A 12,798-nucleotide genomic window follows, 5' to 3' on the forward strand; every position below is an offset into this window, starting at 1 on the left:
ATGCCGCGGCGGGCTCGCGGATCACGCACCGCGGCCAGCGCGGCGTCAAGCCCAGCGGCGGTTTCCGGCACGGTCAGAGCCGGTGCATGAGACAGGGACGAGATCAGCGATGATGGCAGTGCGGGCATGACTCACTTCGGACGATCAGCATGGCGTAGGAACCTTGATGATCTTCTGAACCGGTCATGCCCGTCTTGCTGTCACTACCAGCGGCGCTTCTATACCTAACCAGCCAAATCGGACAGCACTGCGACTTTGCCGGGGCCCTGGACGGTGCCCGACGCGGTGCCCGCCGACCTCGGCGCGGCCGCCACCAGCGAAGAGTAAATCCTCAACAACGACCGACGGCCCGGCCACCCCTAGCGGCCGGGCCGTCCAACAACTCAGATTCCAAACACGAGCAGGGCACCGTTAACAGCGATAAACGCTGTGTTGACAAAGTCGCAGAACCCTTTCCGTGGGCGCCACGTGGCTCTATCTAGACCCATTCACTGTGGCGGCGACAGCCCAAATCCATCTGATTCGCGCAGCATACGAAGGTGCGTCAACACACTCATCTCGGCTGTCCGGACGTCTGGGGGTCGACTGAACGTCACCCGTGGTGACTTGGGGCATGCGTGTCAAGACCACCCTGCACCCTGGTGGACAGGCTTCGGTGGCGAGAACCTCACCCGGAGCATGATCGAATGTCAACGGGCGGACTTCACTGGTAACGGACAGCCGAAGTGATTCGGACGGCGTTGCTCGCCCCTCACTCGGACAGCTCGAAGTGGCCCCGCTTCCTTCCGAGTTCATCGGGAGATGACGGCTTGGGTCGCCCCCACCGGTCGTTTCCTTGACTGCCACACTGCGGGAAGGGCATCCGTGCCGTCCCGGATTGCGATGGCGGCCATGACACCATGATCGGCATGACGTCGTACGAGCAGGTCGCGATCAGTCTCTGGCATCCGGAGATCGAACGTCTCCGCCTGCCTCCCCTGACAGATGAGCTGGTCGTCGACGCAGAGGGGCAGCTTGGTGTCCGCCTGCCGCCGGACCTGATCCATCTGCTCCGGACTCAGAACGGTGGCGTCATCGCCGACGCATGGGATGCGTTTCCGACCGATGCGAGCGTCTACGCGGACGATCATGTGCCCTTCGATCACCTTTATGGGATCGGCCCGGCAGATCAAGCGGGGACGACGACGCTGCTGGACACCCCATATCTGGTGCGGGAATGGGAACTCCCGTCACCAGTGGTGCTGCTCAGCGGCCAGGGCCATTACTGGATCGCCCTCGATTACCGGGAGTGCGGACCGGCCGGTACGCCATCTGTCGTCTGGCTCGACAACGAGATGGATCAGGAGTTGCAGCTCGCACCAGACATTCGCGCGTTCGTGGAACGCTTGACCGCATCAGACTCGTTCCCCGAGTAAAGACTTGCCACTCCATCGACGATCTGCCGTCGGCCAGCGCACGACTTGCTCAACCGGCGGTCGCGCCGGTTGACGGCCTCCGAGCCGAGCACATGCCGGATCGTCAAAGATGATGTCTTTCAATTCGATCAGCGTTTTAATGCGGTAGCCGGCCTGCGAGAAGTCATGCGCTTTGGTGAATTCATTGTGGACAACAGCACAGTCAATACCAGCCGCCACGGCCGAGTTCAGCCCTCTGGATGAATCCTCTACGACCAGTGTCTCTTTTTTGGCGGCACCGAACCGCCGCAGACCGGTCAGGTACGGTTCCGGGTGCGGCTTGGAGAGCTTGTAGTCCTCGCGAACAAGTACGAAATCCATGAACTTTCTAATCTGGCGCGTTTCATGGATGAGTTCGAAGTCCACACGTTTTGCGGTCGTCACGATGGCCATGCGAGCATATTGTGACAGCTCAGCAAGCGTTTCGACGACGCCTTCGATCTCAATGGATTCCGTTCGCAGATATTCCTGATAGTAGTCGTCACGAGCCTTACGCTGCCTGCTGATGGTCTGTTCATCAATACCTGCCGCCCTGGCCTGGGCCCAGGTGCCCAGCCCTTGGCCCATGCCGCGAAGGTATTGACCTTTGTCCACAGTGAAACCGATGTCCGCCAGGGCGTGCTCTCCAGCTCTGTAATACCAGAATTCGGTATCCACCAGAACGCCGTCATGATCGAAGAGTATGTACTTTTTCACTCACTTGATCCTTTCCGGCGGCCGCGGCAAGATCCTCGCGACGATGCGGCATGTCTGACGTTCACATCAATCCAGGGTTACGGCGAGCCAGAGGAGTAGCTTGAAGCCGATCACGAAGAACGCGGCCAGCACCAACGCGACGACAGCTACGACGAACACCATGGAAAGGCCCTTTCCCGCGGACCGAGCCAAGTTCCCACGGGGGCCGCGCGCCGGGGGCTGATCCGTCTCGGCCTCGAAGTCGAACACGTCCGGCACTGTAGCGGGAGTCCGCTACGCCGTCGCGCACTCAACTGGCTGCGAGTCGCCCGATACGGATCGTCCGTCCAGGGAACGCCGGACCTGGCGTGAGGGACTACCGGTTGTGCGAGTGCGGCACGTCGCTCTGCAGCGCACGGAACTGCTTCGGTGTCATTCCGGTGACATGAATGAAGTCACGGATCATGTGCGACTGGTCGGCATAGCCGACGGCAGCGGCAAGCTCGGCATGCGTGCCCGCCTCCTCACCCAGCCGCTCGGCGGCCTCCTGCAGCCTCCGCCGCTGAATGATGCATTTGGGCGTGAGCCCGAGCCGGCGGCGCAGGAGGCGCTGCAGGGCCCGCTCGCCGAGGTCGAACCGCTCGCAGATCTGCGCGACCTGCAAGATCTCGGGGTCCTCCTCGACCGCCGCGACCACGGCGTTGGTCAGCTCGCCTTCGGCGTCAACGGGCAGGAAGCGCCGCACGGCGTCCTCACACGCGCTCATGGCGATCCGGTGGGCCGCGCGATCGTGCGGGTCGGGCGCCATAGCCTCCCGCACCCGGTCGGTGAGTGCCCGCGCGTCGTCGCCGAGCACATCCTCGAGGTCGACGTAGCGGTCGTTCCATGCCCCGGTCGGACCGGCGATCAGATAGCCGGTGGCGGGCGCCAGTGTCAGCCCGACCGCCCAGCCGTCACCCGTGAGCGTCGTCGTCGACAACTCCGGCGCGACGCCGTAGAAGCGCGCGTAGTCGCCGCCGATCACCACCTGGCAGACGGGGTCCTGCAGCACCTTCCGCGGCGTCTCTTTCCCGGCCGGTACGGACCAGACCGGAATCCAGAACCGGCGCAGCAGCGTGGTGAGGTCGGCGCTCGGAGCGTGCCGGTACGTCCGGTGATGGACCTCGCGCGGGGTCGTCAGGCGCGCCAACTCCAGCGGGTCGCGGCGCACCGTCCCTACGACGACGCCGGCCTCGTCAGCGGCGTCGGCACCGTTGTCGGGTTTCATCAAGTCCGCTCCCCCAGCCACGCCCTACGGTCCCACACATGACTGACACAGCAACGCGCTACCAGGCCGCTCTGCGCTCGTTGACCGCCATCGTCGACGCGGTGCCGCCACATGCATGGGATGCCCCTTCCCCATGTGAAGGCTGGAGCGCCCGGGACATCATCGGGCACCTCATCGGAACCCAGCGCGAGACGCTCACGGAGCACGGCGTCGACCTCGGCGGCGCGCCGGACCTCATCGCCGATCCCGCTGCGGCGTGGGCCGAGCACAGCCGCCGCGTCCTCGAGGCGCTGGCCGACGACGAGCTCGTCAACCGCGCCTACGACGGCTTCCTCGGCCCGACGACGGTCGGCGGCACCGTGGAGCAGTTCTACGTGTGGGACATGTACGTCCACCGGTGGGACCTGGCCCGCGCCGCGGGGTTCGACGCCGCGTTCACCGACGCCGAGCTCGACCGCATCGAGCAGGGCGCCGACAGTTTCGGCGACGCCCTGCACATGGACGGCATGTGCCGACCGTCTCTCACCCCGGCCGGCGCCGACCGCACCGCACGTGTGCTTGCGCGCCTCGGCCGGGCCGGCTGAGCCGGCCCGGCCGGCCGGCGTCGTCGACGGCGCACCGGTGCCGTGGCCTTGCGAGGACCCTGAGCGTATGGAGGAGCGGCGGGCAGAGGTCGGACTGGATTCATTTCTGGTGCACGTCACCAGGCACGCACCCGCCTGATCGCCCTCCCATCCCGGCGCGCGATGCGGGTGGGGCGTGGGCGATGCTGTGGGCGTGGAGTACGTGTCCAGAGTGCCGCGACCGCCGCTGGACGGGCTGATCGACGACCTTTACTACCTGGAGGGCACGCCGCCGTACGCCCGGCTGACGCTGCCGGCAAGTCCGGCGGCGTTGCTCATCGTCAATCTCGGGGCGCCGTTCCGCATCCGTGCCGGCGGCGACATCGAGACGGGCGAGTACGCCGACGGCTGCGTGATCACCATGCCCACCCGCGCGTTCGACTTCGGCTACCCACCCGGGACCCGGTCCGTCGGCGTGCACTTCAAGCCGTGGGGGCTGGCGCCGTTCCTGCCGATGCCCGCGGCCGAGCTGTGTGACCGGCCGGTGACGGTGGAGCAGGTCTGGGGCCGGCCCGCCATCGCTGAGCTGCGAGACCGGCTGGCCACGGCGGACGAACCGCACGAGATGCTGACGCTGCTCGAGGAGGAGCTGACGCGGCGGCTGTGCGAGACCGCCGGTCTGGGGCTGGTCCGCCATACGAGCAGCGTCATCGCCGCGACCAGCGGGGCGGTGACGATCGGCGACCTGAGCGTGGCAGCCGGTGTCAGCAGCACTCATCTGGCACAGCGGTTCAAGGAGCTCATCGGCGTCACGCCGAAGCGACTGGCCCGCACCTACCGCTTCACCGCCGCCGTCTTCGCGATCAACCCCGCCGGACCGGTCGACTGGAGCGACCTCGCCGGCGGCACGGGCTACTTCGACCAGGCCCACTTCAGCCACGAGTTCCGGGCGTTCACCGGGCTCACGCCGACCCGGTACGTCGACGTCCGGCGGCGGTTCCTGCGCGAACATCCCGGCCACGTGCTGGACGGCTGGCCGCTGCCGGCCGATTGATTTCGTACAAGAGCGACAGCCCACGAAACTCTAACCTGAGGGCATCCCCCCAGCAGAGGAGCGCCCATGGGCACAGTAGTCATGTACAGCTCGGTGTCGGTGGACGGCTTCATCGCGGACGAGAATGACCAGCCCGGACCGCTGTTCGACTGGTTGTCCAGCGGTGACGTGCCGTTGGACTCCAGCGGCGCGCTGACGGTGTCGCAGACCTCCTACGACTACACCCGGCCGTACTGGGACCAGATCGGGGTGACCATCGCCGGCCGCCACGTCTTCGACATGACGGACGGCTGGGACGGGAAGCCTCCGAGCGGGATCGGTCACGTGGTCGTCGTGACGCACCGGCCGCGGCCCGAGGGCTGGGACCCCGAGGCGCCGTTTCACTTCGTCGACGGCGTCGAGGCCGCCGTGGCCAAGGCGCAGGAGCTCGCGGGTGACCGCATGGTCGAGGTCGCCGCCGGCGACGTCGGTGGCCAGGTGCTTGCCGCGGGCCTGGTCGACGAGGTGCGCATGGACGTCGTACCCGTCGTGTTCGGCTCCGGCAAGCGCTACTTCGGGTCGGTCGACGCGCAGCACCTGTTGGAGGATCCTGACGTGGTGATTCAGGGCAACCGGGTGCTTCACCTGCGCTATCGGGTGCGCCGCCGACCGATCTGAGCGGGTACGCGAAGTAGTCCAACCGCGAACGACAAAACAGGATCAGGTCCCGGGCCGCGTTTGCGGATCGCTACCGGCGGTCCGGTCCCCCGCGATCGAACCTCCGGACTCTGTACGCCGACGTCACGCGATCAGGTGTACAGGTCGCGTTTGTCGAGCAGGTAGCGGGCGAAGTCGAGCGGCGACATGCCGCGGCCGAGGTCGCGTTCGGCGTCGGTGATCGGGACGACGTTGAGGATGCGGACGGGGCCTTCACGGGTGTGGACGTAGTCGACGGCGTCCGGGCTCAGCGGGCCGGCGAGGAACACCGCCCGGCAGCCCGGGAGCACCGGGAAGTCGTCACCGAGGCCGACCATGTGGCCCCAGTCGACCGGGGTCCCGGTGAGGAAGGGGTGGATCGCGAGGTTCGCCAGGCGTACCGCGATGGCGTGTTCCTCGGCCCGGGTGAGGCGGGCTCGCCGCACGTAGTGGAGTTCGGCGCGGCCGCCGCCGCCCGGGCCGGGCGTCGCGGGCATCTCGCGGGCCGCCATGCCGATGGTGGCGAACGTCGTCAGTTCCGCGGACCGGTAGACCAGCACGTCGAGCCGGGTGAGCGGCCCGCCGGCGTCCTCGAAGAGGAAGCCGTCGTCCTCCTCGCCGCGACGCGCCCGGTAGGCGAGGAAGACCTCGCGCAGGACGGCAGGTGCAGGCATTTCAGTCTCCGCTCCGGCCGAAGAGTAGCTCCGTGCGTTCCCCGTTTCTCCGGCCGGGAAATCTTACGCGGCGAACCGGGGGCGTACGATCGCCGCGTGCTGGCCTATGTCACCGGGGTGGTCCTGTTCGTCGCCGGGTTGTGCCTGTCGCTCGCGCTGCACGAGGCGGGTCACCTGCTGACCGCGCGTGCGTTCGGGATGCGGGTGCGGCGCTACTTCGTCGGCCGTGGCCCGACGGTGTTCTCGTTCCGCAAGGGCGGCACCGAGTACGGGCTGAAGGCCCTGCCGATCGGTGGTTTCTGCGAGATCGCCGGGATGACCACCCTCGACGAGCTGACGCCGGACGAACGGCCGCGGGCGATGTGGCGGTTCCCGGCGTGGAAGCGGACCGTGGTGATGGCGTCCGGCGCGGTGACGCATGTGCTGCTGGCCGTGACCGTGCTGTACCTCATGGCGGTCAGCACCGGCCTGCCGAACCTGAACCCGGTCGCCGAGCCGGTCGTCGCCTCGACCAGTTGCCCGGACGGGGACTGCCCGGCCGCCGACGCCGGGGTGCTGGCCGGCGACCGGATCGTGGCGGTCGCCGGTGCGCCGACCCCGCTCTGGGCCGATGTGCTCGCCGCCGTCCGGGCCGCGGACGGCCCGACCCCGCTGACCGTGGAGCGGGGCGGGGTGACGCTGACGCTCACCGTGGACGTGGCCCGGGTGGCGCGCGACGGGCACGAGGTGGGGATGATCGGCGCGACGCCGCAGGCGCCACCGGCGTACCTTACCTATGGCCCGGCCGCCGCGGCCGGGGCGACGCTGGCGTACACCGGTGACCTGTTCGGCCGTACCGTTGCTCAGCTGGTGGCGTTTCCGCAGCGTCTGCCCGCGGTGGTCGCGGCGATCGGCGGCGCGGAGCGTTCGCCGGACACCCCGATCAGCATGGTCGGGGCGAGCCGGCTCGGCGGCGAGGCCGCCGAGCGTGGCCTGTGGGAGGTGTTCCTGCTGCTGCTGGCGAGCCTGAACCTGTTCATGGCGGTGTTCAACCTGTTGCCGCTGCTGCCGCTGGACGGCGGTCACATCATGGTCGTCTGGTTCGAGCGGATCCGCGACGCGGTGCGGCGGCTGCGGGGGCGCCCGGCGGCCGGGCCGATCGACTTCACCCGGTTGTACCCGGTGACGATGGCGCTGGTCCTCATCGGCGGCGCGGTCATGTTGCTGACCGTGACCGCTGACGTGGTGAACCCGGTGCGCCTGTCCTGACGGCGTGGATCGGCCCGGCGTCAGCTGGTGATCCGGCGCCGCCGGTCAGCCGTTCGGGCGGTACTCCAACGCCTGCAGGGCCCAGCTGTTGCCGTCGGGGTCGCGAAAGTGGACGAATGTTCCCCAGGGCTGGACGTCCACGTCGCCGGCCTCGACGCCGGCGGCCAGCAACTGCTCGCGGGCGGCGTGGGCGTCGGGCACCACCACCTGGATCTCCTGGGTGCCGGGCGTCTTGGCGGTGATGCCGTCGCCGATCAGGATGGAGCACGCCGAGCCGGGCGGGGTGAGCTGCACGAAACGCAGGCCCTCGTGCACCTGGTGGTCGTGGTCGGCGGCGAAGCCGATCTTCTCGTAGAACGCTTTGGCCCGGTCGACGTCGGTCACCGGCACGGGGATGAGTTCGATCTTCCACGTCGATGTCATGAGTTCATCGTGCCGGCCAATGCGGCCAGAACCTGACCGGAAGGCGAGCCGAGTGGGACATGTTCTCTCGGCTCGCCTTCCGGTCAGCCCTCTCACAGCAGGGGCAGGGCCGGCTCCTGCGCGGGATAGCGGCGGTTGAGCCAGATCTGCTGGCCGAGCGCGAACAGGCTCTGGGTGGTCCAGTACAGGACGACGCCGACCGGGAAGATCAGGCCGGAGAACAGCAGCGAGACGGGGATGCCGTAGAGGAGGAGGCGCTGGATCGTACGCTGCTGCGGGTTCTCCGACCATCCGGTCTTGAGGATGGCCATCCGGCTGGTCAGGAACGTGGTCGTGATCATGGCGGCGATCAGGACGGCGGTCACGATCCCGACGGCGCCGGGGGTCGCGCCGAGCAGGGCGAGCTCGGCGGCGGTGGACTGGAAGGTCGCGGCGATCGGCGCGCCGAACAGCTCGGCATGTGACGCGTCGGCGAACTGTGTCACGGTCCAGCCGTAGAGGGTCTGTCCGGCGTGGTCGGTGATGGTCGGCTGAAGGTGGCGCAACACGTGCAGCAGGCCGATGAGGATCGGGACTTGCAGCAGCATCGGCAGGAAGGTGCCGAACGGGCTGACCTTCTCCTGCCGCATCAGGTCGGCCATGCCGAGCCGCAGTGACTGCGGGTCGCCCTGGTGCGCGGCCTGGAACTCTTTGAGTTTCGGCTGCAGCCGCTGGAGGGCGCGCTGCGACCTCACCTGCCTGAGATAGAGCGGGAGGAGCAGGGTCCGGACGGTCAGCACCAGGAAGACGATGCCGAGCACCCAGGACCAGTCGGTGGCGAGGCTGTGCGGGTCGCCGAGCAGGCGGTCCCAGACGGCGTGCCAGAACAGCAGTACGGCGGAGATGGCGTGGTAGACGAGCGACATGAGCGCACTGAACATGGAGGACCCCCAGGGGCGACTAGCAACTGGTCGAAAGACGGACAGTCACCAGCAGCCGCCCGGCGCGGGCAGCGAGAAGGGTTGTTGTGGAGGGTGCCCGCTCAGGCGGCTGCGGGGGCGGGCGTCGGCCCTCGGGGGCGGGTGCGGCCGGGGGCGTCGGGGTCGCGGTGGCGGGGCACCCCGGTCCGGTCGGAACGGCTGCGCAATGCTCCGGCGGTGGCCCGGCCGTCGGCGGCGCCGGAGGGGCGGACCAACAGCACCCGGGCGAGGACCGCGAGCAGGACGACGCCGACGAGGGCGCTGGTGCCGCTGACAAGGTCGGACGGCGACCCGGCCTCGGCCAGCATGCCGACCAGACGCCAGAGTGCGTCCCACCACTTCACGCCGCACACGGTAACACCGCCGGGCCAGGCCGGCGGTGTCCCGGTGATGTCAGATGCGGCGGGCCACGGTCGTCGATGAGATCAGCAGCAGTGCCGGCGAGACGACGGCCAGTCCGAGGGAGACCACGGTGTCGGTGAACCGGCCGGTACCGGCGGTCTCCGCCAGGAACGACACCTGGACGAGCACGTAGTTCAGCAGGAGCAGGCCGAGGGCCATGGCGACGCGGGCGTCGACGGCGAGCCAGACCAGCGCGGCCACACTGACCGTGGCCACCGCGCCGAAGCCCGCCCACCCGTCGAGGCCGGCCAGCGGGACGGCCACCAGCGGCAGATGGCGGAGCACGCCCCGGGCGGGCGCCGGCGCGGACTGCCGCAGCGCCGGCAGGAGCAGCAGCACGGCGAGGGGAACCTGCCAGAACTCACCGTTGCTGGGCCCGGCCATCGGCCACGCCGTGACCTGGAACAGGACGAACGCCAGCGAGGCGGTCAGGATCGCGGTCCGTGGGCGGTGACGCCAGGTGGCGATGGTGGCGACCGCGCCGAGCAGCGCCGCTACCGGGATGAGCACATCCGGGCTGAGGTCGAAGGAGTACGGCGAGACCCGGCGTGCGGCCATCACCGTGAAGTGGACGAGCAGCGCGAGAGCCGCCACGTGCAGGACCAGTGGCCGGCTGTCGCGGCCAACGAGCCCGGCCCGCACCCGCAGCGCGCCGAGGATCAACGAGGCGCTTTCCCGGGGCGCGGGACGCTCCCGGCCGTCCGAGGCCGCCATCAGGGTCTCCAGGATCTCGGCGCCGCGATCACGCCGGTACTCGGCGGGATAGAAGTTGAGCAGGCGGAGGTATCCGCGTTCCAGCGTGGCGCTCATGCCAGCCCCACCTCCGGCCGGGCGGCGCGGTTGATGACCAGGCCGGCGGCCTCGGCCATGCGGGTGGCCTCCACCCGCAGAGCGCCGCGCCCCTCGGGAGTCAGCGCGTAGGAGCGCCGGGCCCGTCCGTTGACGACTTCCTCGTTGACCACGTGCACGTATCCCTCTCCGGTGAGGCGGTCGAGCGCGGTGTAGAGCGTGCCGGTGGCCAGGCTGACCCGGCCGTGGGAGAGCGCCTCGGCCTGCTTGATGATGGCGTAGCCGTGCAGGGGCTCGTCCTGGAGCGCGGCGAGGATGAAGTAGGTCGGTTCCCGCATGCGCGGCGATGTGGTGGCCATGCCGACACTCTATAGGTAAGTCACCGACATATGTAAGTCATAGATCGGTGGTCGCGTCGAGGATCCCGTACCGGGCCATGATGGCCGCCCGCCGCTCGCGGTTGACCGCGCGCACCCGCCGGCCGACGAAGAAGGCGTCCAGCAGCGTCCACACGCCGAGACCGCCGAGGGTGAACAGCATCGCGATCGACCGGCCGGTGTCGCCGAGGTAGAAGCGGTGCCCGCCGATGACGCCGGTCAGCGCCCACAGCAGCCAGGCGACCCGCGTCTGCTTGCGGACCGACGCGTACTCCGACTCGGCCCGCAGCACGCGGATCCGCTCCCATTCCGGCATCGGCCCGGCCACAGCGGTGTTCACCGGCGCAACGATAACCGCGTGTGGGACCTGACCGGGACACGGTCAGCCGGGCGAGTTCACCACCCTGGTGCACCGAGTCACGTAGGGCATGCTGATCTCGTCGCCCATCCCCTGCTGGTCCAGCAACTCCACGACGCTGTCCAGCAGGTCCCGCCGCTCCTTGTCGGGCAACACGATCACATAGCTGCGCGACGCCACCATGTCGAGCAGCTCCTGCCGTCGCAGGGTGTGCCGCCAGCGGATCTCGGTGCGCTCGGGGCTCCCGAACGGCCCACCGACCTCGGGCGCGGTGTCGATCTCCTGCCGGGTGTGCCGGCGCAGGACGCCGTCGAGCAGGTCCACCCACGGTTCGCTGTGGTCGCGGACGTTCCACACCAGGCTCAGCGTGCCGCCCGGCCGGAGCACCCGCGCCACCTCCGGCACCGCCCGCACCGGGTCCACCCAGTGCCAGGCCTGCGCCACCACGACCGCGTCCACGGCATCGTCGGGAAGCGGGATGCTCTCCGCCGTACCCTCGAAGATCTTCGCCTTGCCCGCGACCGCCGCGAGGTGATCGCGCATCGGCGCCGACGGCTCCACCGCCACGACGTCCAGCCCGGCCTCCAGCAGGAGCCGGGTGAACTTCCCCGTCCCCGCGCCAAGGTCGAGCACGCGCCGGGCCCGCCGCGGCACCGCCCACTCCACCGCCGACGCCGGATAGGGCGGCCGCCCCCGGTGATAGGCGTCCGCCGCGCCGCCGAACGACCCGGCGTGCAGCGTCTTCGACCAGCGCCGGGTGGCGCCCTGCCGGGTCATCCCGCAGGCCTGGCCGATCTCCTCCCAGCTGGCCGCGTGTTCCCGCCGCAGCCGGTTCACGATCTGCGTCCGGCGGCCCTCCGCCTCGCTGATCGCGGCTGTCAGCGTGCGCAACTCGTCCAATTCTCCGTCCACCATTAGGGCAACATATGTTGCTCTCAACCATAACGTCAACACCTGTTGCTTCGGTACGCCGTGGGTCGCCGACCACCGCAACCACACCCGCACGCGCCTCCCCCGCGACGTCTTCCCTGGTCACGGCCGCGGCGCGACCGCCGGGCTGCTGCCCGCCGGACATCCACCGAGCGGGCGTGAACCGGACTGACACGATGTGGCCATGACTGGCGACCTTCGCGCCCGCCCGGACCGACGCGTCCGCTGGTGGAGCGTGCTCCGCGCGGCCCTGCTGCTGATGTGGCTGGTCGCGGTCGCCGCGAGCTGGTGGTCGGCGCCCCGGCCGGCCGGGTACGAGGAGGCGAAGGCGGCCATCGCCGAGCAGCGCCTGACCGCCTACCAGTGGGGTGACTCGTGGGACACGGGCGATCAGCGCCCGTGGTTCGACGGCTCGACGCTGCGCTCCGAGGGAAACCAGGGCCCGATCTTCGCGTGGCGTGCCGGCGACGGCCGGGTGCACTGGATCGACACCGGCGCTCTCGACGCGACGGGAACCGCCGGCACCGTGGAGGACGGCGCCTACTCGGGGCCGGGCGCCGCCGGCATCGCTCAGGCGCTGATCGCCGCCGGCGTGCAGGACCGGGCCGGCGCCGTCGACACCCCGAGCCCGTGGATCAGCGGCGCCGGAGCCGTCCTCGCGCTGTTTTTCTTCGGCGTCGTGGTCGGCGGGCCGGCGCCGGTGACCGGCACTCGCTGGTTCTGGTTCTGGTTGATCTACACCGCCCCGTTCGGTCTCGGCATGGTGTTCTGGCTGTTGCGGGATCGTCCGTGGTCGGCCGCCGCCCGGCCCGCCCGGCAGGTCGCCGGCCGGGAGACCCGGGCCCGCGGGTGGCTCGGTCTGCTTGCCGGTGTCGCCGCCTCGTTCCTGCTGAGCGCCGTGGTGCTCGTGCTGAACATCCTGCTCGGCGACCAGTGGGTGCCCTGAGGCA

General features: G+C 69.4%; 17 protein-coding genes. 6 read left to right on the forward strand and 11 right to left on the reverse strand.

What is annotated here, in order from left to right; translation table 11 throughout:
- The first annotated feature begins 908 nt into the window (after positions 1-908).
- Positions 909-1,415 carry an SMI1/KNR4 family protein gene (locus QLQ12_RS44460; protein WP_282767124.1) on the forward strand — a complete coding sequence of 169 codons (507 nt, stop codon included), beginning with the start codon at positions 909-911 and terminating at the stop codon, positions 1,413-1,415.
- Here the strand turns inward: QLQ12_RS44460 and QLQ12_RS44465 are convergent.
- From QLQ12_RS44465 to QLQ12_RS44475, 3 genes are all read right to left on the reverse strand, one after another.
- Entirely contained in the window at positions 1,395-2,150 is a 756-nt protein-coding gene (locus tag QLQ12_RS44465) for an HAD family hydrolase (RefSeq protein WP_282767125.1), read from the reverse strand. The two genes, QLQ12_RS44460 and QLQ12_RS44465, sit on opposite strands and share 21 nt — an antisense overlap.
- Positions 2,151-2,216: 66 nt before the next feature.
- On the reverse strand, positions 2,217-2,399 hold the full coding sequence (locus QLQ12_RS44470; protein ID WP_282767126.1) for a hypothetical protein: 183 nt from the start codon (positions 2,397-2,399) through the stop codon (positions 2,217-2,219).
- Positions 2,400-2,505: 106 nt separating this feature from the next.
- Positions 2,506-3,396, reverse strand: a complete 891-nt coding sequence (locus QLQ12_RS44475; RefSeq protein WP_282767127.1) for a helix-turn-helix domain-containing protein — start codon at positions 3,394-3,396, stop codon at positions 2,506-2,508.
- Between the two features lie 38 nt (positions 3,397-3,434).
- Here QLQ12_RS44475 and QLQ12_RS44480 point away from each other — a divergent pair, with 38 nt between their 5' ends.
- The 3 genes from QLQ12_RS44480 (at position 3,435) to QLQ12_RS44490 (ending at position 5,670) form a co-directional block, all read left to right on the forward strand.
- Complete coding sequence (locus QLQ12_RS44480) at positions 3,435-3,980, forward strand: TIGR03086 family metal-binding protein (protein ID WP_282767128.1); 546 nt, start codon at positions 3,435-3,437, stop codon at positions 3,978-3,980.
- 193 nt (positions 3,981-4,173) lie between these two features.
- Positions 4,174-5,013 carry a helix-turn-helix domain-containing protein gene (locus tag QLQ12_RS44485; protein WP_282767129.1) on the forward strand — a complete coding sequence of 280 codons (840 nt, stop codon included), beginning with the start codon at positions 4,174-4,176 and terminating at the stop codon, positions 5,011-5,013.
- Positions 5,014-5,079: 66 nt separating this feature from the next.
- The gene (locus QLQ12_RS44490; RefSeq protein WP_282767130.1) at positions 5,080-5,670 is read left to right on the forward strand and encodes a dihydrofolate reductase family protein; all 591 of its coding nucleotides are present in this window, start codon (positions 5,080-5,082) and stop codon (positions 5,668-5,670) included.
- A 131-nt stretch (positions 5,671-5,801) separates the two neighbouring features.
- On the opposite strand, the gene QLQ12_RS44495 is transcribed toward QLQ12_RS44490, so the two are convergent.
- A complete protein-coding gene (locus QLQ12_RS44495; protein ID WP_282767131.1) occupies positions 5,802-6,362 on the reverse strand; it encodes a suppressor of fused domain protein in 561 nt (186 codons plus the stop codon).
- A gap of 99 nt (positions 6,363-6,461) precedes the next feature.
- Here QLQ12_RS44495 and QLQ12_RS44500 point away from each other — a divergent pair, with 99 nt between their 5' ends.
- Positions 6,462-7,610 carry a M50 family metallopeptidase gene (locus tag QLQ12_RS44500; RefSeq protein WP_328518351.1) on the forward strand — a complete coding sequence of 383 codons (1,149 nt, stop codon included), beginning with the start codon at positions 6,462-6,464 and terminating at the stop codon, positions 7,608-7,610.
- A 45-nt stretch (positions 7,611-7,655) separates the two neighbouring features.
- Here the strand turns inward: QLQ12_RS44500 and QLQ12_RS44505 are convergent, their stop codons facing one another.
- From QLQ12_RS44505 to QLQ12_RS44535, 7 genes are all read right to left on the reverse strand, one after another.
- A complete protein-coding gene (locus QLQ12_RS44505; protein WP_282767133.1) occupies positions 7,656-8,033 on the reverse strand; it encodes a VOC family protein in 378 nt (125 codons plus the stop codon).
- Positions 8,034-8,125: 92 nt separating this feature from the next.
- Positions 8,126-8,953 carry a membrane protein insertase YidC gene (gene yidC, locus QLQ12_RS44510; protein ID WP_282767134.1) on the reverse strand — a complete coding sequence of 276 codons (828 nt, stop codon included), beginning with the start codon at positions 8,951-8,953 and terminating at the stop codon, positions 8,126-8,128.
- A 101-nt stretch (positions 8,954-9,054) separates the two neighbouring features.
- Positions 9,055-9,336 carry a DUF6412 domain-containing protein gene (locus QLQ12_RS44515; RefSeq protein WP_282767135.1) on the reverse strand — a complete coding sequence of 94 codons (282 nt, stop codon included), beginning with the start codon at positions 9,334-9,336 and terminating at the stop codon, positions 9,055-9,057.
- A 49-nt stretch (positions 9,337-9,385) separates the two neighbouring features.
- On the reverse strand, positions 9,386-10,204 hold the full coding sequence (locus QLQ12_RS44520) for a hypothetical protein (protein ID WP_282767136.1): 819 nt from the start codon (positions 10,202-10,204) through the stop codon (positions 9,386-9,388).
- Entirely contained in the window at positions 10,201-10,542 is a 342-nt protein-coding gene (locus QLQ12_RS44525) for a PadR family transcriptional regulator (protein ID WP_282767137.1), read from the reverse strand. The genes QLQ12_RS44520 and QLQ12_RS44525 overlap by 4 nt, the downstream gene beginning before the upstream one ends.
- 37 nt (positions 10,543-10,579) lie before the next feature.
- Positions 10,580-10,900 (reverse strand): TM2 domain-containing protein, encoded by a 321-nt coding sequence (locus QLQ12_RS44530; RefSeq protein WP_282767138.1) that lies wholly within the window; start codon positions 10,898-10,900, stop codon positions 10,580-10,582.
- Positions 10,901-10,942: 42 nt separating this feature from the next.
- Positions 10,943-11,833, reverse strand: a complete 891-nt coding sequence (locus QLQ12_RS44535; protein WP_282767139.1) for a class I SAM-dependent methyltransferase — start codon at positions 11,831-11,833, stop codon at positions 10,943-10,945.
- A gap of 199 nt (positions 11,834-12,032) precedes the next feature.
- Here QLQ12_RS44535 and QLQ12_RS44540 point away from each other — a divergent pair, with 199 nt between their 5' ends.
- Positions 12,033-12,794 (forward strand): hypothetical protein, encoded by a 762-nt coding sequence (locus QLQ12_RS44540; protein ID WP_282767140.1) that lies wholly within the window; start codon positions 12,033-12,035, stop codon positions 12,792-12,794.
- Positions 12,795-12,798 lie beyond the last annotated feature (4 nt).

The organism is Actinoplanes sandaracinus (assembly GCF_030009775.1).
Lineage (GTDB): Bacteria > Actinomycetota > Actinomycetes > Mycobacteriales > Micromonosporaceae > Actinoplanes > Actinoplanes sandaracinus.

Bases quoted from the DNA above. Each gene is read 5' to 3' on its own strand.
- QLQ12_RS44535 (WP_282767139.1), bottom strand. From the start codon at position 11,833: ATGGTGGACGGAGAATTGGACGAGTTGCGCACGCTGACAGCCGCGATC.
- QLQ12_RS44460 (WP_282767124.1), top strand. From the start codon at position 909: ATGACGTCGTACGAGCAGGTCGCGATCAGTCTCTGGCATCCGGAGATC.
- QLQ12_RS44490 (WP_282767130.1), top strand. From the start codon at position 5,080: ATGGGCACAGTAGTCATGTACAGCTCGGTGTCGGTGGACGGCTTCATC.
- QLQ12_RS44540 (WP_282767140.1), top strand. From the start codon at position 12,033: ATGACTGGCGACCTTCGCGCCCGCCCGGACCGACGCGTCCGCTGGTGG.
- QLQ12_RS44505 (WP_282767133.1), bottom strand. From the start codon at position 8,033: ATGACATCGACGTGGAAGATCGAACTCATCCCCGTGCCGGTGACCGAC.
- QLQ12_RS44525 (WP_282767137.1), bottom strand. From the start codon at position 10,542: ATGGCCACCACATCGCCGCGCATGCGGGAACCGACCTACTTCATCCTC.
- QLQ12_RS44520 (WP_282767136.1), bottom strand. From the start codon at position 10,204: ATGAGCGCCACGCTGGAACGCGGATACCTCCGCCTGCTCAACTTCTAT.
- yidC (WP_282767134.1), bottom strand. From the start codon at position 8,953: ATGTTCAGTGCGCTCATGTCGCTCGTCTACCACGCCATCTCCGCCGTA.
- QLQ12_RS44480 (WP_282767128.1), top strand. From the start codon at position 3,435: ATGACTGACACAGCAACGCGCTACCAGGCCGCTCTGCGCTCGTTGACC.
- QLQ12_RS44495 (WP_282767131.1), bottom strand. From the start codon at position 6,362: ATGCCTGCACCTGCCGTCCTGCGCGAGGTCTTCCTCGCCTACCGGGCG.
- QLQ12_RS44475 (WP_282767127.1), bottom strand. From the start codon at position 3,396: ATGAAACCCGACAACGGTGCCGACGCCGCTGACGAGGCCGGCGTCGTC.